The organism is Natrialba chahannaoensis JCM 10990, assembly GCF_000337135.1.
GTDB lineage: Archaea > Halobacteriota > Halobacteria > Halobacteriales > Natrialbaceae > Natrialba > Natrialba chahannaoensis.
Window position 1 is genome coordinate 169,831 of sequence record NZ_AOIN01000008.1, and the last position, 24,591, is coordinate 194,421.

20 protein-coding genes, 1 tRNA gene and 2 pseudogenes are annotated in these 24,591 nt (G+C 60.4%); 10 read left to right on the plus strand and 13 right to left on the minus strand.

Translation table 11 applies throughout. The annotated features are described in order from the left end of the window. Positions 1-155 precede the first annotated feature (155 nt). Positions 156-755 carry a TIGR00296 family protein gene (locus C482_RS00810; protein ID WP_006165434.1) on the plus strand — a complete coding sequence of 200 codons (600 nt, stop codon included), beginning with the start codon at positions 156-158 and terminating at the stop codon, positions 753-755. A gap of 105 nt (positions 756-860) precedes the next feature. On the opposite strand, the gene C482_RS00815 is transcribed toward C482_RS00810, so the two are convergent. The 3 genes from C482_RS00815 to C482_RS00825 form a co-directional block, all read right to left on the minus strand. After that, a complete protein-coding gene (locus tag C482_RS00815) occupies positions 861-2,021 on the minus strand; it encodes a nicotinate phosphoribosyltransferase (RefSeq protein WP_006165435.1) in 1,161 nt (386 codons plus the stop codon). Positions 2,022-2,142: 121 nt separating this feature from the next. Beyond that, positions 2,143-3,831 (minus strand): Hvo_1808 family surface protein, encoded by a 1,689-nt coding sequence (locus tag C482_RS00820; RefSeq protein ID WP_006165437.1) that lies wholly within the window; start codon positions 3,829-3,831, stop codon positions 2,143-2,145. 24 nt (positions 3,832-3,855) lie between these two features. Next, positions 3,856-5,646 (minus strand): Hvo_1808 family surface protein, encoded by a 1,791-nt coding sequence (locus C482_RS00825; RefSeq protein ID WP_006165439.1) that lies wholly within the window; start codon positions 5,644-5,646, stop codon positions 3,856-3,858. A gap of 111 nt (positions 5,647-5,757) precedes the next feature. Between C482_RS00825 and C482_RS00830 the strand changes: the two genes are divergently transcribed. After that, complete coding sequence (locus C482_RS00830; RefSeq protein WP_006165441.1) at positions 5,758-6,339, plus strand: cysteine hydrolase family protein; 582 nt, start codon at positions 5,758-5,760, stop codon at positions 6,337-6,339. 133 nt (positions 6,340-6,472) lie between these two features. Further along, a pseudogene (locus C482_RS00835) lies at positions 6,473-7,369 on the plus strand (transcription initiation factor IIB); the annotation flags it as partial. A gap of 396 nt (positions 7,370-7,765) precedes the next feature. On the opposite strand, the gene C482_RS00840 reads toward C482_RS00835, so the two are convergent. The 3 genes from C482_RS00840 to C482_RS00850 form a co-directional block, all read right to left on the minus strand. Then, positions 7,766-9,868, minus strand: a complete 2,103-nt coding sequence (locus tag C482_RS00840) for a minichromosome maintenance protein MCM (RefSeq protein WP_006165444.1) — start codon at positions 9,866-9,868, stop codon at positions 7,766-7,768. Positions 9,869-9,988: 120 nt separating this feature from the next. After that, positions 9,989-10,759, minus strand: a complete 771-nt coding sequence (locus C482_RS00845) for a zinc ribbon domain-containing protein (protein ID WP_241431856.1) — start codon at positions 10,757-10,759, stop codon at positions 9,989-9,991. Continuing rightward, entirely contained in the window at positions 10,756-10,962 is a 207-nt protein-coding gene (locus C482_RS00850; RefSeq protein WP_006165447.1) for a hypothetical protein, read from the minus strand. Before C482_RS00850 ends, C482_RS00845 begins: the two co-directional genes overlap by 4 nt. A 645-nt stretch (positions 10,963-11,607) precedes the next feature. Between C482_RS00850 and C482_RS20130 the strand changes: the two genes are divergently transcribed. Both C482_RS20130 and C482_RS00855 read left to right on the plus strand, forming a co-directional pair. After that, entirely contained in the window at positions 11,608-11,853 is a 246-nt protein-coding gene (locus C482_RS20130; RefSeq protein WP_161605583.1) for a winged helix-turn-helix domain-containing protein, read from the plus strand. Between the two features lie 221 nt (positions 11,854-12,074). Beyond that, positions 12,075-12,451, plus strand: a pseudogene (locus tag C482_RS00855) (transposase); the annotation flags it as partial. 539 nt (positions 12,452-12,990) lie between these two features. On the opposite strand, the gene C482_RS00860 reads toward C482_RS00855, so the two are convergent. Beyond that, positions 12,991-13,063 (minus strand) — tRNA-Pro (locus C482_RS00860). Positions 13,064-13,146: 83 nt separating this feature from the next. Between C482_RS00860 and C482_RS00865 the strand changes: the two genes are divergently transcribed. Next, on the plus strand, positions 13,147-13,404 hold the full coding sequence (locus C482_RS00865; RefSeq protein ID WP_006165453.1) for a pro-sigmaK processing inhibitor BofA family protein: 258 nt from the start codon (positions 13,147-13,149) through the stop codon (positions 13,402-13,404). A gap of 165 nt (positions 13,405-13,569) precedes the next feature. Here the strand turns inward: C482_RS00865 and C482_RS00870 are convergent, their stop codons facing one another. Together C482_RS00870 and C482_RS00875 are read right to left on the minus strand one after the other, a co-directional pair. Next, on the minus strand, positions 13,570-15,636 hold the full coding sequence (locus C482_RS00870) for a DEAD/DEAH box helicase (protein ID WP_006165455.1): 2,067 nt from the start codon (positions 15,634-15,636) through the stop codon (positions 13,570-13,572). Between the two features lie 126 nt (positions 15,637-15,762). Beyond that, positions 15,763-16,473, minus strand: coding sequence for a hypothetical protein (locus tag C482_RS00875; protein ID WP_006165456.1), 711 nt, complete (start codon positions 16,471-16,473; stop codon positions 15,763-15,765). A gap of 227 nt (positions 16,474-16,700) precedes the next feature. Between C482_RS00875 and C482_RS00880 the strand changes: the two genes are divergently transcribed. Continuing rightward, on the plus strand, positions 16,701-17,267 hold the full coding sequence (locus C482_RS00880; RefSeq protein ID WP_006165457.1) for a helix-turn-helix transcriptional regulator: 567 nt from the start codon (positions 16,701-16,703) through the stop codon (positions 17,265-17,267). 195 nt (positions 17,268-17,462) lie between these two features. Beyond that, a complete protein-coding gene (locus tag C482_RS00885) occupies positions 17,463-18,116 on the plus strand; it encodes a hypothetical protein (RefSeq protein ID WP_241431857.1) in 654 nt (217 codons plus the stop codon). A 60-nt stretch (positions 18,117-18,176) separates the two neighbouring features. Here C482_RS00885 and C482_RS00890 read toward each other — a convergent pair whose 3' ends face one another. The 4 genes from C482_RS00890 to C482_RS00905 form a co-directional block, all read right to left on the minus strand. Next, positions 18,177-19,151, minus strand: coding sequence for an ABC transporter ATP-binding protein (locus C482_RS00890; protein ID WP_006165459.1), 975 nt, complete (start codon positions 19,149-19,151; stop codon positions 18,177-18,179). 207 nt (positions 19,152-19,358) lie between these two features. Next, complete coding sequence (locus tag C482_RS00895) at positions 19,359-21,374, minus strand: AMP-dependent synthetase/ligase (protein ID WP_006165460.1); 2,016 nt, start codon at positions 21,372-21,374, stop codon at positions 19,359-19,361. A gap of 150 nt (positions 21,375-21,524) precedes the next feature. Beyond that, positions 21,525-22,442, minus strand: coding sequence for an MBL fold metallo-hydrolase (locus tag C482_RS00900; RefSeq protein ID WP_006165461.1), 918 nt, complete (start codon positions 22,440-22,442; stop codon positions 21,525-21,527). A gap of 76 nt (positions 22,443-22,518) precedes the next feature. Then, complete coding sequence (locus tag C482_RS00905; protein WP_006165462.1) at positions 22,519-23,430, minus strand: cation diffusion facilitator family transporter; 912 nt, start codon at positions 23,428-23,430, stop codon at positions 22,519-22,521. Between the two features lie 278 nt (positions 23,431-23,708). Here C482_RS00905 and C482_RS00910 point away from each other — a divergent pair, with 278 nt between their 5' ends. Both C482_RS00910 and C482_RS00915 read left to right on the plus strand, forming a co-directional pair. Beyond that, positions 23,709-24,128: a fluoride efflux transporter FluC gene (locus tag C482_RS00910; protein WP_006165463.1), complete on the plus strand. Its 420-nt coding sequence runs from the start codon at positions 23,709-23,711 to the stop codon at positions 24,126-24,128. Next, the gene (locus C482_RS00915; RefSeq protein ID WP_006165464.1) at positions 24,125-24,538 is read left to right on the plus strand and encodes a fluoride efflux transporter FluC; all 414 of its coding nucleotides are present in this window, start codon (positions 24,125-24,127) and stop codon (positions 24,536-24,538) included. The genes C482_RS00910 and C482_RS00915 overlap by 4 nt, the downstream gene beginning before the upstream one ends. The last annotated feature ends 53 nt before the right edge of the window (positions 24,539-24,591 follow it).

A 24,591-nucleotide genomic window follows, 5' to 3' on the forward strand; every position in this document is an offset into this window, starting at 1 on the left:
TAGGTGCTAGTGTGGAATAAGTCCCTCGGTCGAACCCACAGTCGACAGACAGTTGATCACACCCAATCGTATTACAAATCCAACGGTACTACCCAGTGGTTTGACCTTCGAAACGAATGGAAGCGTTTTAGGACGACTGTCTCATGTACACGTGTATGTCCCAGGGACAGGGCGTCAACCTTTCCTACGAAGACGGTGCGCGAGCAGTCGAACTCGCGCGTGAATCCGTCGAATCCTACGTCGAACACGGCCAACGAGAACAACCAGGGAGCATGCGTGAGAGCTTCTACGAACGAACCGGCGCGTTCGTTCGACTCGAGTCCACCCGCGGTCGCGGCAGCCTGCGCGGCTGTGCCGGCGGCTATCGTTCGGGTGAACAACTCGGTCACGTCATCGTTGACGCGGCAATCGAGGCCGCCAGCGAAGACTCCTGTGGTTCCGAAGTGAGCCCGTCCGAACTGCCGAACCTCACGGTCTCGGTCTGTGCGGTCAAGAACGTTATCCTCACCGACGACCCACTTGCCGATATCGAACTCGGCACGCACGGCGTCGCCATCGACGGCGGCGAGGGTGGCTGGCTCTACCCGACAGTGCCCGTCGAAAACGGCTGGAGCAAACGTGAGTACCTCGATCGGACCTGCCGAAAGGCCAAGCTCGCACCGAGCGCCTGGCAGGACGACGACGTTGTCGTCACGCTCTTCGAGGGGCAAGTCTTCCGCGAGCGCGAAGCCGACGGGAGCATCGAAGAGCTGTAACCAATCGGTTTCCGCATCGGTTCTTCTACTGGTTGCAGAGTAACAGCAAGACCGAGAGCACGTCGTCTCAGACGCAAGCGGACAACGGACACAACTGAGCGACAATCAGCTATCCAGATCGCCGAATTCGACCGCCTCAGCGTCGGCCAGACACCGCTCACTCGCCGCATCGAGGTCGAACTCGCGGACGAGTTCGCCATCACGGACGAGTGGCTCGAGTAGAGCCGTCGCATCGTCGGGCGCATCGTGGTCAGCCAGCGCAACGTGGTGGCCACCGTCTGCGGTTCGGTACACCTCCTTCACACCAGCGAGTTTACCGCGTTTAGAGATCGGCTTGCCCGCTATTTCGACAATATCCAGGCTAAAGTCGACCGAGTCCGCACCGGTGATGTGGCTCCCAACGCCGAAGCCATCCGCGATGTCTCGCAGTTCGCGGATCGAATCCGGATCGAGTCCCCCGCTACAGAAGATGTCAACGTCCTCGTATCCCCGGGCGTCGAGTTCCCAGCGAACCTCACGGATGATGTGGCGGAAATCGCCGCGGCGTGAACTCGTGGTGTCGATGCGGACGCCGTCGAGATCGTCGCCGAGCGTCTCGGCCGCGAGGAGGCTCTCGCTCTTTTCGTCCCAGAAGGTGTCGGCAAGCGCGATTCGTGGAACCTCCTCCGGAACTGCCTCGTCGAACGTCTCCCACGCCTCGGCCTGATTCCCCTCGCCGAAACAGAACATGAGCGCATGGGGCATCGTTCCGTCCGCTTCACGACCAAGGAGTTCGCCGGCAGCGACGTGTGAAAAGCCGTCGAGTCCGGCGAGCAACGCCGCTCGCTCGACCGTCGCTGCGATCGACGGATGCACGTGGCGCGCACCAAAGGAGAGGACAGTCCCGTCCGGCGCAGCGAGTCGGGACTCGAGTGCGGCCGTGGCGAACCCACTGGGTTGGGAAAGAAAGCCGAGCAGAGAGGTTTCGAATTCGGCAAACTCGAGATAGGGACCTTCGATTCGCATGACTGGCCCACCGTCGAACAGGTGCCCGTCAGGCAGGGCATCGACGTCGACAGCACGGTCCTCGAAGAGTTTCGCGACGTCTGTAACGCCTGTGAAGACATCGAACGACCCAGTCGGGAACTGGTCGGCGGTGACCTCGGCGACGACGTGCGGGTTCTTCCCGGCGTACTCGAGTGTCGTCCGCGTGCGGTCGAAATAGGCGTCCGTCGCGGTCCCCTCGAGAATCGCCTCGTCGGGGATGGTACCGAACGGGTTTGACATAGCGTCGATTTCCTGCGCGAAGCCAAAAACCTACTCGTCTCCGGTCGATTTTGGCGTTGATTGTGATGGTCTTTGACATACCTGGAGAGAGTTGCAGGACGGTGCTGATTGAGGGGAGAGATTACGACGAGGATGGAACCGGACTCGAGTACGGTCCTGTGCTACCAGCGAGCGCAGACGGAGGGTCGGCCGACGCTGTGGATTCGGGTGTCGGTGTGGTGACCGTGTCGTGGACGGACTCGAGTGCTGCCGTCGTCGGCGCGCCGACAATAGTCACGGTCTCATCGGTAACCGAGACGGCGTAGCCGCCGCCGAACGGCTCGCTGTCGGGGATGTGGTGGATCGTTTGCTGTGATCCGGGCACGGGTGAGCCCGGGTCCTCGAGCGATGCGTTGTGTGTGCCGAGGAGAGTCCGATAGGCGTCGGCAAAGGTGGTCGCATCGTCGGGGGTATCCCAGGTGAGTTGCCAGACGAAGGCGGGCTGTGAGTCGTGGTGCCCATGGTCGTCGTCACTCTCGCCTTCGCCCCCATCCGCACCTGTGTCCGCGACCGTGCCTTCGTCTGCGTCCGGATTCACCTGTTGATACACCTGAAACGTATCACCTTCCCAGCCGCTGGTCTCGGGTGCCGAGTAATTGTACGGCGAGTGCTCGGGTGCGCCCGCGGTGAGCGGGCGGTCGATGACGCCGTTGGCCCACAGCGTTGCGAACAGCGACGCCTCGCCGACGGTGTCGGTCCGCGGCTCGTCGCTCTCGCCGTCGACTGTGATCGGCTCCCACGCCGTATCGGAGCGGTCCGGAATGTCGACAGTGACCGGTTCGTCGTCGGGATAACGATCCGGATCGATCAACTGCGCCGTGCTCGCTGGTCGGTCGTCGTAGGCCGCGTCGACGGCGTCCCACCCGCCGCGCTCGTGGAGGGTGGCAACGAACTCCGGTCCCATGGCGTAGGGAGCGTAGATAGAGAGGAAAAGCCCGGAGTTGATCTCGGTGGTGTCGGTGTCGGCCTCACCCCCAGTGCCGTCGTCCGCCGAGGCGCTGTCCGCCGAGCTGTCGTCCGCTGCGGGAGTGGACGCATCCGTCGGAACGGTGGCAGCGAGACACTGCCACTGTTCGCCACAGTGCTCGTCGTACAGCTCCGGCAGGTAGTTCGCCTCCCCCTCGATCAGCCCGAGTTCGGCGCGGCGCTCGTCGAGCGTCTCACCTTCGCGTGCGAGTCCGAAGTGCTGGTCCTGTAGCGCGTGGACGAGTTCGTGCACCAGCGTGTCGCGATCGATCCGGACGCCATCGTTCGCTGCGTCGGTGACAATAACGATCCGATCGTCTGTGTAGTATCCCTGCACTGCCCCAGCGTAGAGGGTGTCGAGTTCCTGATTCGCGTCCGTCTCACCGTCGACAACGAACGTCCCGCGCCAGAACTCGTTGGTGAACGGCGACGCAGTGCCAGACTCGCCGCGTTGCTCGCGGTACGTCTCGCGGCTGATTACCTCGAGCTCGACATCGTGTTTGAACCGTAACTCGCGGACGACCTCGATGCGAGCCATCGCACGGTACTTGGCCTGTTCGAGTTCAGCCTCACTGAGTTCGGGTGTAGTCTCGTCATCGAACGCGAACGTGTCCTCGGGCGAGTACTCGCCAAGCTCGCCGTACTCACGGTCAGTACCGAACTGATCCGGCGACGCTGGAAGCGTACACCCCGCAAGAACGACGAGGGCGAGTACAGCGACGAGTCCCAGCGGCAGGGCTCGTACTCGAGTACGCAGCCGTCCACTGGCCGCCTGCAGAGAGTTTGACCCCTGTCGCTTCGCCATCGAGTTTCGTTTTCGCCGGTGTGGTCAAAGCTTCGTCGGCTTTTCGACCGTCACGACTACCCGACGTGCGCCAGACGCGACCGAGGCAGATGAACTCGAGTTCAGCCGTGGCCGAGCGCGCGTTCTGAGGACGGCGAGCCAGCCAACGGTTCCTGCGAGCGCGACGGACACGAAGACGGCCGTCACTGTTCCGAAGCCAGGATTGAGACCCGCAAGGACCGCCCCCTCCTGATCGTCGGCAACACTGGCTGCGGTCGCGTCCGAAGCCGACTCGGTACTCGAGGCTGGAGTAGGCGCGTCCGCACTACCCGGGACAGCGCCTGCGTCGATCGCATCAAGGTCGTCGACGGTCGGCGCACGGACGATGGTGACCGTCTCATCGTCCTGCTCGACGTGGTACGCACCGGGGAAGCCACGGTCGATGACGTAGGTGTCCACCGAGTCGTTGGCCTGATCGCTGTTATACAGTTCGAGCAGCATGGTATACGCGTCGGCAAACTGCGCGGCGTCCTCCGCAGAGGTCCACTCGGTCTGCCAGACGTAGCCGGTGTCCTCGACGTTGTCAGCGGTCTCCCCGTCGTTCGTCGCGACGTACGTTACCAGTTCGTCGCCGGCCCACCCGTCGGTGATGGCGTGGTCGAACTCATAGCCAACTCCCGAGCCGATGAGGTCGGCGCGGTCGATCACGGTCGGTCGCATATCGTCGAACGCACCGCCCGCGAACATCGCGACCATCCCGGCCTCACCCACAGATTCGGTCGCGACGTCACCGTTCAACTCGAGTTGGGTCCACTCGTCGTTCGATCGATCTTCGAGTTCGATCGTAACTGGCTCCCGATCCTCACCAGGTCGGATCACTTCGGAACTGCTCGTTGGCGGGTCGTCGTAGGCTGCGTCCACGGCGTCCCAGCCGCCCTGTTCGAGCAGGTGGTCGACGTAGTCGGGACCGTCGTCGTAGGGCTGGTACATTGTGAGGTACAGTCCCCAGTTGAGATCGCCGACGGCGGGCGGCGTTCTATCAGGCTGGAGACAGTCCCAGTCGGCCTCACAGCGCTGTTCGTACGCGGTGTCGACCCAGACCGCATCGCCTTCGATGAGGCCGTTCTTGGCGTTATCCTGGGCGATCGTCTCACGGTCGTAGCTCCGGAGATCAAAGTGTTGGTCTTGTAACGCGTGAAGTAGCTCGTGGCCCAGCACGATTTCGTCCAGTTCGGGCGAGTCGGGGCTGTCCGAGACGAGAACGATTTCGTCTGTCACCGGATCATAGAAGCCGTCGACGGCACCGCCGTAGAGCGATTCGAACGCCTCGGTGGCATCGGTTTCCCGATCAACCATGAACAGTGCCTCGTAGTTGACGTTCTGCTGGAGACGCTGGTCGCCGGTGACGTTCGCAAACATATCGCCGTGTTCTGTCTGGTACTCCTCACGGGAGATGACAGCAACCTCGGCCTCGTCCTGGAACGTCAGGTTGCGGATGAGTTCGACACGAGCCATCGAACGGGCGACGACGGCGTCCAGTTCGTCCGACTCAACGGCGGCGTCAGTACGGTCATCGACCGGTAACTCGTCGTCGTACCAGTAGCCATCAACGTAGCCGACAGTCTCGCTCGTGGACGGATCGTCCGGTCGGTCCTCGGGCGGGACCTCCGACTCGAGTCCGCTGTGATGGTTACCGGCACCCGAATCAGAGTCAGGACCCGGTGTCGAATCCTCCCCTGGAGAAAAGATGGCGACACCGCCGATCGCCGCACCAAGGAGGATGAGTACCGCAAGGCCGACAAGACCCGCCGTGAGTTGCGTTCGCGTCAAATTCATCGGAGGTAGGGTATAGTTGTCAATCTGTACGAAAGCAACCGTAAAAAGAGCGACGGTCGGACGAACGCACCCGCCGCGAACGTTTTTGCGGGCGCGTTCGTAGCATTGGGTATGTCTCTCACACTGGATACAGACCGCACGGCCGTCGTCGTCGTCGATATGCAAAACGGGTTCTGTCACCCCGACGGAACGCTGTACGCACCCGGCAGCGAGGAGGTGATCGAGCCAGTTGCCGAACTCGTCGACCGGGGTCGCGACGCAGGCACGCGAATCGTCTACACCAGGGATGTGCACCCACCAGAACAGTTCGACGAGGCCTACTACTACAACGAGTTCGAGCAATGGGGCGAACACGTCCTCGAGGACTCCTGGGAGGCCAAGATCGTCGACAAACTCGAGGTCCACCCGGACGACCACGTCGTCGAAAAGCACACCTACGACGCGTTTTACAACACCGAACTCGAGGGCTGGCTGAACGCTCGCGGAATCGACGACCTGGTCATCTGTGGGACGCTCGCCAACGTCTGCGTCCTCCACACTGGCGGGAGCGCCGGTTTGCGGGATTTCCGGCCGCTCATGGTCGAAGACTGTATCGGTGCGATCGACGACGACCACCACGAGTACGCTCTCGACCACGCAGACTGGTTGTTCGGCGAGGTACTTGCGGGCAACGAGATTACGTTCGGCCCGTAGGCCGTTCAAATCGCTTGCCGGCCGTTGTCTATGCCAGAATATTCTCTTACCTTCCGATTGGTGTTATGTTTCCAACTATTCGGTTACTTTAAATACCATTCCGGCCCCAGACTAAGATGAAGCGATATAACCAATGGAGCGTAACGATTCGCCGACTCACTGTCCGGAGTGTGATGGAATACTCCGGGAGCGCGAAACAGAAACGATCTGCGAAGAGTGTGGTGCCATCGTCGACACTGATCTGATCGACCGTGGGCCTGAATGGCGGTCATTCGTCGACGACCCGACTGATCGTCGCCGAACCGGTGCCCCACTCACTCGCTCACGCCACGACCGTGGTCTGTCGACGATGATCGGCTACGGATCCGGCTCACAGTTCGACCAGAGTACACGTATCACTGGTCGCAAACGACGCCAACTCACCAGACTGCAACGTGAACATACCCGCTCACAGATAGCAACAAAAGCAGAGTACAATCAGATTCGTGCGTTCAATGAAATCAGATGTATTGTCGCCCGACTATCGCTAACTGACCCGATCACGGAGCAGGCCTGTGCCCTGTTCGACAATGCCCAGTCCGAAAACCTCCTTCAGGGGCGCTCACTCGAAGGCTTTGCCGCCGCAGTCGTCTACGCAATCTGTCGTACCCACAACCTCCCACGAACGATCGACGAAATCGTCACCGTCGCATCCGCAGACGAAGCCGAACTCAAAGCGGCCTACACAGCACTCAATCGCGAACTCGGACTCGAAACCGGACCGATCGATCCAACCGACTACCTTCCACGGTTCGCCTCAGAACTCGACCTCGAGATGCCCACCGAGAAACGCGCACACGAACACGTCACCGCACTGCAGCAGGCAAACCGAATCTGTGGCAGCAACCCGAGTGGCGTCGCCGCAGCCTGTCTCTACCACGCTGCCGGCGAACGCGATGAGTGGCCAACCATCACGCAGGCCGAAGCTGCCGATGTCGCAGACGTCGCTCCTACAACGATCCGGACAACACACAAGAAACTCGAGGCACTCGAGACGAAGACAGAGGTGGAGACGGAGTCAGAGCAAACTGCTGCTTCGGAGACGAACGGAGAGCCAGAACTGGAGACAGACACGGAGATAGATGCAGGGATAGACACAGAGACAGAGGGAGAAACAGAACCGGACTCGGCGTCGGAACCAAAACCAAGAACAGACACGAACACAGACTCGAGAGCAGAGGTAGCGTCCGGATCAGACCGGGCAAAATCAGAGGTTGAGGCAAACACAGGCTCAGAGTCGAGATCAGACTCAAGACTGAGCCACGATCCAGATTCGGACCTGGAACCAGACTAATGACAAGGCGGGTGCACGAACCAACGAATCGAGCCCTCTTGGAGTGAAACGACAACGACATCCAAGACTGGTGGGCGCTGAACACTCAGACAGCTACGTCGTTCGCAGATTATCCGTACTCGGCTCGTAGACCTCGCCTTTCTGCTTTAGCTTCTCGATTTCGTGCTCGGCTTTCGAGTGATCCATGCCGATCTCCTCTGCACGATCCATGACGATGTCGACTGGGGCACCGTCGTCGTACTCCTCTTCGATATCGCTGATTAGCTGTTTCAGGTTCTTGATCCGGTCACGTTGGGACTTCGAAGTCCCTGCCTCGACGATGTCGGCGTCGAACTCGCCCGTTTCGGGATCGACACCGACATCCTGGAGACACGAGCGGACGATTTCGATGACCCGATCCGCGTCGGATTGTTCGACCGTATCCGAAAGACGAACACGCGCACTGGCTTCCGAAAGGCGAACGAGCGCCTCGAGTTTTCGGGCGGTGACGGGGACAGCTGCATCCTCGTCGGTCCCCTTCGAACGAAGATTGACGTAGAAGTCCCGGATCGACTCGCGGGCTTCCTCGGTCATCCGCGGGTGACAGTTCTGCTTGGAGAAGGCGATGTACTTCCGAAGGAGGTCGGCATCGATCTCGGGATCGACCTGTTCGGTCATCTCCTCGATCTCCTCCTGGCTGACATCGAGGTTGGTCATCTGCTCGCGCTGGGTGGTTAGCTCACCCGCGTAGTTGGTCGTCAGGATGTGTTCCGCCAGGTTTCGGTCCTTCTCCTCGTCTGGCGTGTCCGTGACGGTGAAGATCAGGTCGAACCGCGAGATGAGCGCCGGTTCGAGGTCGATCTGTTCGCTGATCGGTTCGTACTGGTCGAAACGGCCGTACTTGGGATTCGCCGCACCCAGCAGCGAACACCGAGACTTGAGAGTGGCGTTGATGCCGGCCTTGGAAACAGAGATTTTCTGCTGCTCGAGGGCCTCGTGCATGGCACTCCGATCCTCCGACCGCATCTTATCTAGCTCGTCAACCGCCGCAATTCCTTGATCGGCGAGGACGAGCGCACCGGCCTCGAGTGTCCACTGTTGGCCGTCGCCGAAGTCGTCGCGAACGGCTGCGGCCGTCAGACCAGCCGAGGACGATCCCTTCCCGGAGGTGTAGACGGATCGAGGCGCAATGTTCTGGATGTAGCCAATCATCTGCGACTTACCAGTACCCGGATCCCCGATGAGGAGCATATGCAGGTCGCCACGAATCCGCGACCCGTCGGGGAGATGTTTCGTCACGCCGGAGAACAACTGGAGGGTCATCGCGAGCTTCTCCTGATCGTAGCCGTAGATGGAGGGCGCGATGGAGCCGACCATCTTGTCGTAGACATCGTCTCGATTCGAGATTTCGTAGATTCGCTTCTTGTCCTCGGCGGTGATGTCCATGTCCTCGAACTGCTCTTCGTCGATGTCAACGGACATCCCCTCCATGTAGAAGTCGAACACCGGCGTCTTCTCGCCCTGATTGCTCTGCTGTTCGAGTCTGAGCACACCCGTCGCAGAGACGTGATCGCCCGGCGTGACCTCGCCAGTAATGTCGTCCTCGACGTGGACGTCGAGTGCCTGTGGCGTCTCGCCACCGCGGAGTCCCTCGGGACTCTCCTGAATGCGGAGCTTCTGGGAGTCGACGAACTCGGACTGGTCGAAGTTGACCTTGAACGGCCCCTGTCGTTCACAGCCCTGACACTCGTGAGGTTCCTGAAAGTCCCCGCTCGACTGCGGGACGCGGCTAAGCGTGCCACAGAGTTGGCATTCGAAGGCTGCCTCCTCGATTTTCGGACGGACGTCCGTCGCCTTGCGGACAATGCCGTGGACCTCGACCAGCGAGTTCATATCGCGCGCGCGGATCTCGCGGATCTCGGGCGTCTCGGTCTCGGGCAGGTTCTTGATGCGGACGTGGGCCTGTCCGAGGCTGACGTCGATCGGCAGGTCATAGAGCCGCAGCGCTTCTTCGGCGTAGCGCTGGAGTTGTTCTGGCTGGGCCAGCACGTCGTCGGCTAGGTCCGGATTGAATCGGTAGAGTTCCTGCCAGTCGACGTGGAGCGAGCGCTGTTCGTTGGGATACTGCTGCGCAAGCTGCTTGATTTCGTTGTCGTAGTAGTTGCGGAAGAACTGCTCGAACGCGTCGACAAGTTCAGAATTTCCCGCTTGCGCCATTGCACTGTCCTAGGTTCGCCATCGGGTATAAATGGTCGCAAACCGGACTGAAACTGAACCGGATGGTCAAGGGTGGTCTGGGATGGGCAGCGATGGCACTCTCCGTTTCGGGAGCAGCTTTTAGCTGTCCGTCTCGGTGGTTGCGTCCGCTGTGTCTGGTGTGCCCTGCGTCGAGGGAGCTGTCTGCGAGTCACGTTCCGAGGAGGCCACACTGGGTGGTGCAATCGAGCCCTCGTCGGCCCATGCTTCGATGACTTCGGTCTCTGCAGAAACAGCTCGTTGTGCAATGCTCACAGCGGCACTCCAGTCTCGACAGACCGTTTCGACGGAGCAGTCGTCAGTGGTGCACTTGATGACATCCTGCTTGACCGACGCGAGTGTCCCACAGACGTGGCACTGCCGCGTAGTATTGCTCGGATCAACGTACACCACCGGAATCCCAGTAGCCCGAGATTTTACTATGATGGCGTGCTGGAGCGTTGGGAGCAACCATGACCCCAGATTGGTGTCTGCTCGGGACTCCCAAAGCGTGACGGTGGCGTGTGGCAGATCCTCGAGTACGAGTATTGGAGCAGTGAACTGCCGGGCGTAGTGAACGACGCGGACAGCAGCGTCGTAGACCTGTGGACGGATCTGATGCCAGAGCGCTGCGAACAGCTGTGCCTGTCCGTCGGTGGTGTCGAATTTCGTGCCCTGAAGTGCCCGCATCGCTTCGACAAGCACATCGTGGCGTCTCCGGAGATGGTCACCGGTGAGTACGAACGCCGACTCCGGAGTAGCATCCACTGAGGCCGCTGCGATGAGGTTCTTCACCCCGACATCAACTCCAATCGGTGTGGACTCCACCGTCCCGTACGGCGGAATCGTCGTTGGTAGTGGTGTGCTGGTCATCGTTCCACCCACTCCTCACGACCAACTGGCTCGTCGGTAAGAATCTCATCAATCGCTTCCTCGAGTCCGCTGGCCGTCCAGAAGGCGTTGAGGTTCAGCAACCCGATCAGTGGCTCGTCCTCCATATGGAGGTGCCGGGTGTTTGGCGTTCGATTGTCGACGGCCTGGCTGATCAGTGTCAGGTTGTGGAACGCGTCGCTCATCGGCTCACCCCAAGAGCGAGCAGAGGGCGCTGGCTACAGTAGCTGGGACGCTTACTGTGGCTGCGTGCTAGTGTCGTCATGGTCTCACTGTAGTTGGACTGTGGACTCACCGCGTGCGTCGACTGTTGGATTAAGGGGCGTGCGCGGGTTCTCTCCGTCGGTGATTCGTATCGAGCGGACGCTGCCCTCTTAGCCGTCGGCGTCCGATTTCTAATTTCCCGAAACGTAACGGATTGATGAGTTGTGGCCTCTCGAGAGTGGTTTTGGAGGGGGAGTCCGTTTCCAAAACCGTTTCCGAAACGGAACGACTCGAGTGAGAGTCGGTAGTCGGGATACGATTCTGCTAGTCGATCGAGGGGTTTTTGCCCCGTGCGGTTGCGCGCATACATGCTTCCGTAGTCTGGTTACGGAAGCCAGGTGGACCGGTGTCACAAGCACCAGGTCCGCGTTTCTCTCGAGGACTCGGCCGGCTACCGGTGGGTCCGTCTGACTTCCGTTGTGTTCATCAAGACATGGGAGCCACTTAATCCTACCTTACGGCTTCGTCATCTGTGGATTACGTAAATGGGTTATTTTATACTCGACCGAACAGGCCATACAGGGAATATACGATTGTAAAATCGAATGTATCGACGGGTGGACTGGATGAAAGCAGCAGATCAAGCGATCCTGCAGCTGCTGGGTCCACCAAAATCTCTCGAATTAACACCCAGCAATATCGCTCGAAACACAGGACTGAGCCGTGGGTATACTAGTTCGCGGCTGAGTGTTCTTGTTGATCAAGGCTTAGTTGAGGTTGACGAAGAGGAAGGGTCACACCCATTTTATAGCGTATCTGACTTGGGGAAAGGTGTTTTAGATGGAGAAATTTCTCCTCAAGACTTGATGTGAGAACCACCGAGTTTGTGCGAACTCATTGTCCATTACATGGTGTATAGCTCAACGTCTAACGATCATCTGCGCGCTACCTCACGACCACATCTGATTGTAGCTAGTCTAACAACTCACGTGCGCTCTTCTTAGGAAATTGTTGATACTGCCCAGTTGTCGCCATAGAATCGAAGCGAGCAAGGACACCACATCAGCGGTGTCCGTTAGGCATGATTCCGCTAGATGTGTTTGGGTTGGAATCGGTCGCAGCGGACCTGTTAGAGCAGCCCGATGAGACGATTCGGCACCTTCTCACGGTTTGCGAGAAGGAGCCACTGACCGTCTACACTGGCGGGTTTCGTGCCTATGGTCCACTCAGCGAGGACGACGCATTCGACCACGAATACGTCACCCACGGCGACAGAGAATACGCCGACGGCGATGTTCACGTCAACACCTACGAGGGCGACGGATCGCTGCTGCGACCGTGGCTCTTGCCTCATCGAGGAATCTCAAAAGATGAGCTCACACAGTATCTCCGAGCGTTCCAACTTCGACGGAAACCACTGGGAAGCCGGGAAGAAAAGCACTCAAACGCGCTGTCAAAGCCACGCTATGAGATCAACAAAGTGCTAACACGAGAGCGAAGGGAAACGTTGTATAGTTAGTCTTGGAAGGCCGAAAGGCGGTGGCTTCAAGGTCGACCAATTCTGCCGCAGACGAATAGTCGATGTACCGACTCATCGGCTGCGTCCCCCGTCAGTCAACGTCGTTTGACCGGTTTCATTCCGGGAACTCCCTCACGCTTCTCTCTGGCCGAAGCGAGGACAGGAGTGTAGTGGCAGGCACGACATTCCCGATCGGCACCGTGACTCGAGTAACGGAGCTCGATCGCGTCCGCGTTACACTGAGTACACGTACGCGACGAACTGAGATCAGTCGGTCATCGCGGTCCCTCCAGAGCAGACTGGACTTCAAGATCAGTTGCTTCGCTACTGGTCGAGTACAGCGACGAAGCCCGGATGAATTCAAGAGCACTGAATGGCCAACGGACCTCGCGGGACCCGTTAGAGGGCCCCGCGTCGGTCCGGGCTGGCTGGAGGGAGGGTGAGAAGCAACTACAAGGTGTAGAACCCACCGAAAAACTTAATCGCGGTATGGGATCGCCCGGATTTGAACCGGGGTCACGGGCACCCAAGGCCCGAAGTATACCAGGCTAACCCACGATCCCGTACCTCCTTCTTTCGGGTGCACTGCATAAAGGGTTTCGTTCTGTTCCGAACGGTTTTGTTCCCTGCGACACTAGAGTCGATCATGGTTACAGGACTCGAAATCCTCCTCTTGGTCCTCGTTCTTGCTGCGCTCATCGGTGCAACGACCATCATCCAGACGGTCCGCCCCTTCATCGTCAACGCGGTCGTCGGCCTCATCGTCCTCTTTCTGGCCCAAGCCGTCTTCGGACTCTCCGTTGCAATCACTCCGATCGCGCTCGCAATCGTCGCGATCGGCGGCTTCCCCGGCTCGCTGCTCGTCATCCTGTTGTCGATGTTCGGCATCGCGTTCGTTCCCTGAACGAATCCGACAACGGATTCTGAAACTGACCGTCGGCCCTCAGCCGTCGCCCGCCCCTCACAATGTCCCGTTACTGCTGCCCACTGTTGAACCCGCTATACTGGCGAGTAGGCAAATCGACGAGCCAGTGTACAAACTGAGCAATGAGCCGCCAGTCAACCGACGCTACAACTCCTCGTCGCGAAGCTCGATATCCGCCACGAGCTCGTACGGATGGGCGTCCTTCCGAATACCATCGAGCAGCGTGAACGCCTCGCTTGGATCGAGGAAGTGCTCAGTCACGACCTGCCCCAGCGGCGTCGGCTCGAAGCCATCGATGAAGTCGTACTGGAGCAGTTTGCCGACCGCGTGCTTCGTCGGCACGTCGCCCAGCATGCGGTCGTTGAGCGCCTTCGTTGCCTTCCCCCCGACAGTGATGTTCGCGAGCGTCTCCTCGATCGCCGCGCTCTCGTCGTAGTGAGTCATCACCGACTCCATCTCGCCCTTGAGCAGCTTGAACGCCACCTCGTCCTCCGTCATCTCCATCGAGTTGTGATACGCGGTGTCGGGCTCGACAAGAACGTACACCGTCCCTTTGTCGTGGTAGTCCGGCCGCCCCGCGCGCCCGAGCATCTGGTGGAACTCCTGTACGGAGAGCCACTCGATCCCCATCGCCAGCGAGTCGAAGACGACCTGCGAAGCAGGGAAGTCGACACCCGCTGCGAGCGCCGCCGTCGTCACGACCGCCGCGAGATCTTGGTCGCCAAACTGGCGCTCAACCTTCTTGCGGCGCTTGTAATCGAGGCCCGCGTGGTACGGCGCTGAGGAGTATTCGAGTTTCCGCGAGATTTCGTGACACCGTCGCCGGGAGTTCGTGAAGATGATCGTCTGGCCGCGATACCCCTTCGAAGACTCGGTATCGAACTCGCGTCTGACGAGTTTGTTCTCGACGCGGACCTTCTCCTGGCCGTCGGCGAATGTGACGTGGCGCTCGATGGGAACTGGGCGCTCCTCGAACTCGATCAGGGTGGACTCGAGTGCGGTCGCGAGTTGCTTCGGGTTGCCAACGGTTGCGGAGAGGTAGACCCACTGGGCACCCTGGTAGTCGTCGCGGCGTGTGGCGCGTTGCTCGCAGGTGTGTTTGAGCCGCGAGATGAGGCCGTCGAGACGGTGGCCGCGGTCGTCTTCTTTGAGGGTGTGGACCTCGTCGATGACGACGGTGCCGATGTCGCCCATGTCCTTGCCGGTGCGGAGGGCGTGGTCGATGCCCTCGTAGGTGCCGACGATAACGTCGGCGTTGGGGTCGAACTGGTTGCCGTTGTCGGCGATGCGGCTGGCACCGACGCGGATGGAGACATCGACGAGGTCGCCGTACTCGTCTTTGAAGTCCTCGTGTTTCTGATTCGCGAGTGCGACGAGCGGGACGAGAAAGAGCATCTTCCCCTTGCCGTTCAGTACGCGGTTGATTCCGGTCATCTCGCCGACCAGCGTCTTCCCAGTCGCCGTTGCGGAGACGACCATCTGGTCATCACCGTCGAAGAGGCCGTTCTCGACGGCGAGGCTCTGGACTGGGAGCAGTGTTTCGAACCGGTCCTCGAGCAGGTTCTGCAGGCCGGGATGGAGGTTCAGCGAGTCGACCCGGACGGGGTCGACCTCGTCGGTCGTCGCGGAGATGGTATCGAACTTCGTTAGATCGGGGTCGAGTTGGCCCTGCAGCAGGTTGACGATCCGATCTAAGTCCTGTACTTCGATCATGAGGTCCTCGAGTCGGTCTTTCGCAGCGCCCGTGACCTTGCCGCCGCCGGAGTACGATAGCTGGCGCTCGAGTTCCTGGCGGGCACAGTCCTGGCAGATCCAGTCTTCGTCGTCTTTGACCGCCGTGTCGGTCGTGATCGGTGAGTAACGGCCCGCGGAGGCGCAGTAACGACAGGTCCGAACGGCCTTGGCCTTCTCCTCGAGCTGGTAGCCAGACAGCATCTCGAGGAGTTCCTCACGGCCTGTGTGGGATGTCTGCTCTGAAATCCGAATTCGCTTCGCGCGGCGTGCGAGTTCGACGAACTCGTCGGGTTGGCGTGGCTCCTCGCTCGAGCCGTCCTTGAGACGGAACTTCGCGGGGCGGGGCCCGGCGGAAGTTTCGGAGAGTCCGAGCTTTGCCCGGAACAGCCGTTTGCCGTCGCGCTGGACGACGATCAGGTAGTCGCCGCCGGTTTCGTGGCAGAAGATGGTTTCGACCTGCTGGACCTGCTTCGACACGATACGTGATACACGACTGTCGTACTTGAGCGATTCGGACTCCGGCGGTGGCCGCTGGACGACTACCTGACTGTCTCCGGTGCTCTCCGCCAGAAGGAACCGCTTCGTTTCGTCCACACCAGTCCGTCACTGACTTGCGTCACCGTGAGCGACAGGACGTTCCGACGGAGTTGCAGTGATGTCGGTCACCGTCTCGTTCACTGTATCGACCGTCACTGCAGTTGTCGTTGCGTGTCCATCGTCCTGGAGAATCAGCGTTGCAGTGATAGTATCGAGAGCTGTTGGCGCTGTTTGCCGGATACGGATTTCGTTTTCACTGGTTGTAGTGACGTCGAACGCTGGCTGGCCCCGTTCTACGGACACGGGTTCTCGTTCGCCCTCGTACGACAGATCAACCGCTATCCGTGTCGAGAGATCGTGGTCGCTACTGTTGTCGATGAGTGACTGTACGGTCTCGTTGGCTCGAACGATGTCCTGTACGTGCGTTTCGTTCGGGGCTATTGGCTCGCCTTCGAACGCGCTTTCGTTGATCGGTGGCGACTCGACCGTAATCGCAAGAGTCTCGCCGTCTCGGGCGATACTGATCTGTTCGTCTGTCGTGCCCGACATCGTGTGTACGTCGACAGGTTCGGTGAGCGTTTCGGACTCGAGTGAAACGCTTTCGTTCGTTACCTGAACTTCTGCTGCAGGAGTTCGGTCGATCGGTCCATCGATACCGACGCTGACACCGAGACTCACACTCGAGAGGACCAGCGCGACCACTGCGCCGACACGGAGTAAACTCAGTACTCGAGGCGAACGGCCGCGAAGAATCGACCGGAGCGGAATTTCTCTCATCGTCGGGTAGTTCGTTCTCGTGACGTGGTCGGTGACTCTGCGTGAAATACTATGTAGTTATTTGTTTCAGCGTATTTCACTCGTGTTTCGTGTTTGTTTCATCTTGTTTCATTTTGGCTATAGCAACAGTATATGTCCTCTCTCGCCAAAATCTATCGGCTGACTCATACGAACCGTGAAATCCTCAGTCTTATAACTATACTGGGGGCAACCATCAGCCACGAGCGATGAAGTTACGCACACGCCTCGGTCCCGGGTTGGTAGCGGCGACGGTCGTCGTCGCGTCGGTCGTGCTGGGGTTGCAGTTAGCACATCCGTCACCGGTCGTCGTTTCTGTGGACGGCACGGGTTCGGAGACGACGCAACTCCCCGGCTTTTTCTCTTATCGTGACGTCGGCGTCATCCTCGGTACGTCGTTCGTCCTCGGTGCGAGCAGTGCCTACCTGTTTCTCGACTGGCTGGCAGGAACGACCCGGACACCATCGGAAGACGGCGCGGAGACCACTACAAGATCGACGAGAGGTGAAGATGAACCTGGTTCGATAGCGGCGTCTGACGACCTCCTCGAACGTCGAAAACACGAGTGGGAAACGACCGCGGCGAAACTTTCCCAGGCAGAACGAGACATCTACGAACAGATACTCGACGCTGACGGTGTGCTGGAGCAGCGCCTCATCGTCGAGCAAACGGACCATTCGAAAGCAACAGTCAGTCGGAAACTCGATCGACTGGAGAGTAAAGACCTCGTCGAGCGAAAACGTCGAGGGATGGGCAACGTCGTGTTCCTTCTGTGAACTCGGTGTTACAACAACTGTAATGAGTATTTTAGCCGTTCCGAAACGGCTTTCCAACGGGTGATTATCAGGTGTTTCTCTCAACACTCGTTCGAGGTCGGTTCGGAACGACGAGACGACGAGCAGTGTCGAAACGGTATCACAGACTGCTGTAGCCCGTTCCGAACCGGTCTCGAAGACAATCACATAACAACGATGAAACGAAACCGACTCCCGATTGCGCTCGCACTCGTGGCGATGGTTGCGATTGCGCTCAGCGGCGGTGGTGTCGCTGCGACGGATGGTATCGACGTCGACGTCGAACTCGTCGATGCGGACGATGCTGAGGTGGAACACGGAGACGAGTTCACGCTCGAACAGATCGATGAGACCGAGTTCGAGGAACTGTCGGTGACGGTTACCGCCGACGAGAACACGTCTGCCGATGATTCGATAGTGCTGCGTTCGGACGACACCGAGCCGACGGCGCTCGATCCCGAAACGCACGACAACAGGACGACCGCTTCTGACGAATTCGACGTGACGACCGACGAAGTCGATAGTGTGGCCGATGTCGGTCCGGCTGCAACGTACGACATCGACGGAACGATTGACCCAGGAGAGGCGACTGCGTACGGCACGCATTCACTCGCTCCCGGGGAAACGCTAACTGTTGACGTGTCATGGGACGCCGCCGACTCTGATCTCTGTCTCGGTATTATGACAGCCGACGGTGACATCATCTGTACGGAGGAATCAGACGGACAAGGGTCAGTTACCTTCGAGGTTGAAGAGTCTGGTGACTACTACGCGTTCGTCGGAAACGAAGGACCGTATACAGCTGAGTATACAGGCCACTACCGCGTTTGAAACGTCGTTCGCCAGAATCGCTATTTTTTGTCGTCACGGAGTCGTAGCGATCCTGTGTCCTTACTGCTCGACCGGATGGTGGGGCATGATCGTCGGCCCGTTCTCGCCGTAGCCGACGGTCGCGACGACGCCGAAGACCGTCTCGAGGAGGTCGTCGGTGACGACCTCGTCCGGCGGCCCCCAGTCGAAGACGGAACCATCCTTGAGCGCGACGAGGTTGTCCGCGTAGCGAGCGGCCTGCGAGATGTCGTGCAGGACGACCCCTACTGTCACGCCGCGCTCTTCGTTGAGTGTCTGGACGAGCTCCATCACCTGTAGCTGATGCTGGAGGTCGAGATACGTCGTTGGCTCGTCGAGCAAGAGCACGTCCGTCTCCTGGGCAAGCACCATGGCGATCCAGACGAGTTGCTTCTGGCCACCGCTCAGGTTGCCAACCTCCTCCTCGCGCAGGTGGTCGACGCCCGCGAGGTCGATGGCCCGCTCGACTGCCGCCTCGTCGGACTCAGTCGGCGCATCGAAAAACCCCATGTGCGGATACCGCCCGTAATAGATCAGTTCCTCGGCGGTCATCCCACCAGGCGACTCGTGTTCCTGGGAAAGCATCCCGACGCGGCGGGCAAAGGGCTTGCTATCGAAATCATCGATGTCGTCGCCGTCGAGGAGGACAGTGCCGTGCTCGGGTGCGTGCTGGCGAGCCAGCGCCTTCAGCAGCGTCGACTTGCCACTCCCGTTCGGCCCGACGAGCGCCGTGATCTCGCCCGCCGGAAGGTCGATCCGATCGACCTCGACAACCGGCTCCTCGGTCGTCGGATAGCCGATCGCGAGGGTATCGCCGACGAGTCGACTCGAGTGTACCCCGCCGTCGTCAGCAGTGGGACTCGAGTGGCCGTCGGCGGCGTCGGTTGACTGCGGGCCGGAGTGGACGGCAGCGTCGGCGAGCTGACCGGTGTCACCGGATTCGCGCGCGGCGGACCGGCCTGTTCGCGCCTCGGGCGTCGATTGGGAGGAAGGTTGCGAGTGCGTCTCGTTGCTCATAGGTCACCGAACAGATGCCGTCTGTTCATGTTTTAGGCTAGCCTAACTACTGAAAAGTGCATCGTTTTAGGCGACCGACACTCGAGAGAGACCGGCGTTTCGCGAACGTGTTCGGACAAACAGAGCAGAAGAGCTGATTTGAAGCGCGCCAAACGAAGCGTGGCGATCGATGGCTGGAGTGCGGTGGTGGCCCTAGGAACGACCGCTCTACGACTCGTCGTAGATCCGGTCGACGCGGTTTTCGAACCGGTTCATGATGACGCGGCGCTTCTTCTTCATCGTCGGCGTCAACATCTCGTTTTCCTCGGTGAACTCCTGGGGAACGAGTTCGAACTGCTTGATCGTCTCGTGTTTCTCGAAGTCCTCGTTCGCACGGTCGACCTCCCGCTGGACGTACTCGCGGACGCGCTCGTCATCACAGAGCGACTCGAGATCGGTAGGCAGGTCGAGACCGTTCTCGTCGTCCCACTCGCGGATGTGTTCGATGTTCGGGACGAGCAGCGCGCCGATAAACTTCTCACCGTCGCCGACGACCATCGCTTGTTCGACGACCTCGCTCGCGGCGAAGGCGTCCTCGATCGGACCTGGCGCGACGTTCTTGCCGGTCGAGAGGACGAGAAGTTGCTTGACACGGTCGCGGAACTCGATGTAGCCGTCGTCGCGCAGGTGGACGACGTCACCGGTGCGGAACCACTGGTCGTCAGCGTCCTCGTCCTCATTCACATCCTCAGGTGAGTCCGTCAGGGTGGTACTCCCGTCCGACTGTGTGGCCTCGGTGAACGCCCGATCGGTCGCCGCGGGCTTGTTCCAGTAGCCCTGTGTCACGTTCGGCCCGCGGGTAAGGAGTTCGCCGACCGCACCCGGATCGTCGAAGGCGTCCTGGTCGACGACGCTTTCGTCGATCGAGATGTCGGCATCGACCACCGTCGGGCCGATCGTGCCGATCTTTGGCTCCTCGGGCGGGTTGACCGCGACGACCGGTGAGGTCTCCGTCAGGCCGTAGCCCTCGAAGATAGGCAGGCCCATCGCGTGGTAGAGCCGACAGAGTTCGGGCGAGAGGCTGCCACCACCGCTGATCAGAATCTCGATCTCGCCGCCCAGCGCCTCGCGGACCGTCGAGAAGACGAGTTTGTCCGCGAGCGCACGCTTCGCGTTTAGAATCGGGCCGGGTGAGTCCGCTTGCTGGTACTCGACGCCCACGTCTGTCGCCCACTCGAAGATACGCTTCTTGACCGACGATTCGCTTGCTTGCTCGCGGATCGCGTCGTAGATCTTCTCGTAGACGCGAGGGACGCTGGTCGCCGTGTTCGGCTGAACAGTGCTGAAGTCCTCCTGCAGCGTGTCCGGGTTCTCGGCGTAGGCGACGCAGGCACCGCTTGCAAACAGCAGGAAATGGCCCGCCGTCCGCTCGAAGACGTGTGCCAGCGGCAGGTAGGACATCGCCTGGCTTTCGGAATCGATCACCGGCACGTCGTCGTCGCGGTCCGGCCGCGGCGCGAAACGCTTGCGGATCTGGTTGACGTTCGAGCGAAAGTTGCTGTGGGTAAGCTGGACGCCCTTTGGCTTCCCGGTCGTCCCGCTCGTGTAGATCAGACTCGCCAGATCGTCCATCTCGGGCTCGTCGACCCACTCCTGGTAGGCATCTTCGTCGAACGCCCCAGCGCCGCGGTCGTGGAGTTCCGCGAGCGTTAGAATGTCCTCCCGGTCATCGTACCCGTCGAGTTCATCGATCGAGACGATGAACTCGAGTGCCAGTTCATCCTCGACGGCGAGCACGCGCTCTAGGAGTTCCTGGTTCTCGACGACGACGCCGTCCGCGTCGGGGTCGTCGAGCAGATAGGAGACCTGGTCGGGCGAGGAACTCGTGTAGACTGTGGTGACGACTGCGCCAGCACCGAGGAGCGCGAAGTCAGTCTGCGCCCACTCCATGCGGGTGTTGCTGAAGATGCCGACCCGGTCGCCCGACTCGACGCCGAGGGCGCGAAAGCCGGCGGCGAGGTTGCGGACGATGTCGCGCATCTCGGCGTAGGAAATCGCGTTAAACGAACCTGGATCGGCCGCCGGCAGCACGCCGTCGGTGAGCGAGCGATCGTAAACGCCACCCTTGTAGCGCTGGGCCGGCCGATTCGTGTTCCGTTCGGCCGTCTCCTCGAACATCCGTCCGAGTGTCGTCGTCCCGATCACCTCGTCGTCGTACTCGCGTTCGGCGTCCCGCCAGTTCATATGTACAATGAGAGTGACGCCCACGCGATAAAACGTGATGAAACTAATTTCAGTATAATTTCCGTTTATTCATGCTGGAGAAGCTGTTGCCGCCGATCTGTCGACAGCGCCGGCAAGTTCGTTCGAGAGACGCCACCTCTCGCTCGCGGTTCACTCCCGGTCGTCAAGGTAGCCGATGGTGCCGCGGACGTTCATCGCCGCCTCGGCGCTTGCCTTTTCATCGTTCCAGGCGTCACCGTGATCGGTTGCAGCCGCAAAGTGATCCATGAGTTCGTCGTCAGCCAGTTCGTCCCGTTTCGCCTCGACCGCGTTCACCCACTCGGTGAGGACAGTGGCGTACTCCTCGAGTACCCGCTCGGCATCGTCGCCGACGTATCGGGGGCCGAAATGAGTGTAGAGGAGCACGTCAGGGTCGATGTCGGCGATTGTTCGAGTGTCTGCGAGACACTGCTCCAAATCGAAGTCAGAGGGCGGTGAGGTCTCGACGATCTCCTCGTGGTCGGGAATCCAGATCCCCGCCGCGTCGCCGGTGAAGACGGCGTCGTTCGCAGGGTCCTCGAAGACTACCTGATGGAACGCGTGGCCAGGGGCAGCGTGGACGCGCAGTTCGTGCTCACCGAGGTCGATCACGTCACCATCTTCGAGTTCGACGATCCGGTCTTCGGGGATCGATGCCGGTTGGACGTAGTACTGCCACTGGTCGCCGACGGCGTTTTTCGTCCCAGCGACGAGTTTGCCGGGGTCGGCGAGCAAGCTCGCACCGGCACCGGAGATGTATACGTCGGCGTTCGGGCAGGCCTCTGCGAGCAGTCCTGCACCGCCCGCGTGATCGAGGTGGATGTGGGTGACGGTGATGACCGCGACATCCTCTGGCGCGATATCGAGCTCTGCGAGCGCGTCAAGGACCAGCTCGTAGTTGGTACCGACGCCGGTCTCGACGATTGCTGGCCGCTCGTCATCAAGGATGTAGACGGCACCGAACTCATCAATCTCGAACATTCCGGTATCCACGTAGTACAGATCCGAGCAGTCGCCAACCGTCACCTCACGAACGTCTCCGATAGCCATATCGGAAGCGCGTCCGCCGACGAGATAAAAGCACGTATCATAGCAAGCCCGCCGTTCCTGGTGGAACCAACTCCCGCTACAGGTCGACCTCGTCCACCTGATCCTTCCACTCCCCGATCCCCGACGGGTCGAGATGGACGTGCGCGTCACCGACGTCCTCCAACGCCCGCAATTCGTCGACCAAATCGGACTCGATGTCGTGAGCCTTCCGGAGTGGGAGATCGCCGTCGACCTCGACGTGGACTTCGACCTCGAGGACGGGCCCGTCGTAGAAGACCGTCAGGTCGTGCATTCCGTGTACAGCAGGATGATCACGAAGCACTGCGGTTACCGCCTCGCGCTTCTCAGGTGTCGGTGCGGCACCGATGAGGTAGCCGATGTTCTCACGACCAATCTCGACGCCCTGGTAGACGACCAACACGCTGACGAGCGCGCCGGCAAGCGGGTCAAGCAACGGCTGGCCGAGCAGGACACCGATAACGCCGACCACGGCAGCGAAAGAGGTGTAGATATCGTTCAGACAGTCAGTCGCGAGCGCCTCAAGTGCGGTCGACTGCAGGTGTTCGTTGATCGCCTCGGTGTAGCGGTAGACAAGGTACATGTCGACGATTGCGAACGCGAGCGCGGCGAGCAACAGCGGGCTAAACTGAACGTCAACACCGACGAGCAGCCCCTCGACGGAGCTATAGAGTAAGTTCAGCCCGAGAAGCGCGATCACCGCACCGACGAATAGCGCCGTCAGCGGCTCAATCCGATCGTGGCCGTGGGGGTGCGTGTCGTCGGGCTCGTCGAACGAACTGCGGCCCCAGACGAGGACGACGATACTCGCGACGAGGTCCGCAACAGAGTGAGCGGCGTCGGCCAGTAACGCGACGCTGCCAAACAACAGCCCCGCCGCTCCCTCGACGATTATCTTCGCCGCGTTGCCAAGCACGTTTGCCCACGACGCTCGCGCAAACCCGCGTCGTTCCTCGACGGACTCGACCATAGCTGTTTTAGAACGAGTCTAAACTTGGATCTTTCCTTCGTGGTCGCTGGTGATGCAGACTCCGAACCGGACTCGAGTACACCCCTGCTCACAGTTCCACAACGCTCATTGGGTGGCTGTGAGAAGGGTGTGCTAGACACCGGGCGATGGGGCCCGCCTGACCCAACTGCTGGCGCTGTGGGTAGACTGTGCGCGCGATCCGCTGTTCGGATGGTCAGATCCATCCTGCGCGTTCTGTCTGGACCCACGGCCGGCTGACGGTCCCTGCTTCGGTAGCCATGGCAGGAACCCACTCTCACCCCCTCGTTCGGCTCGAAACGCTTGCACTGGTCGGCATCGGCGGCTTCGCCGGCGCGAATCTCCGATTCTTCGCGATCGGGCTCTTCCCGGATGTCGTTGCGGTTTTGCTCGTCAACGTTCTGGGCTGTGTCGCGCTCGGCTTTATCGCCTACGAGGCCCAATACTCAGGAATCGTCGAGCGGAAGTCGCGGCTCGTCTTCACGACTGGCTTTCTCTCGTCGCTGACGACCTACAGCACGTTCGCACTCCAGACGGCGCTCGCCGCCGATCCGTTCCTGCTTGCCGCCATCGTCGTCGGCAACTACGGACTCGGCTTCGCCGGCGTGCTCGCGAGCCGCGAACTCGCCCGTCGGGTTCGCAGTCCCGAAGCCACAGCGGCCGGAGGTGAGACGGCGTGAGCGGATTTCCGATACTGGCGCTGGCACTAGCACTCACTACCGACCTCGTCGCCATCGACCCCGAACCGGCACACATCGTCGGCACCGGCGGCGCAATCGGCGCGATGCTGCGGTATGCTGTGTACCAGCAACTCTCGAGTGACCGGTTCCCCTGGCCGACGCTGTTCGTCAACGTCGTGGGGAGTTTCGTCTTCGCGCTCGCGACGTTCGCGGGCGCAAGCGAATCAGTGATTCAGCTGCTGGGTGTCGGTATCTGCGGTGCGTTCACGACGTTCTCGTCCTTTTCGGTCGAGACGGTCCAGCTCTACGAGCGCGGCGACAAACTGCTCGCCGTCGCGAACGCGGTCGTCAACCTCGCCCTCTCGCTCGCGGGCATCGGCCTCGCGTGGGTGGTCCTCGCCGTCGTCTAACCGCACGGCCCGGACTCGGGTACGACGAACCCACCGCGACCGCAGAATCAGTA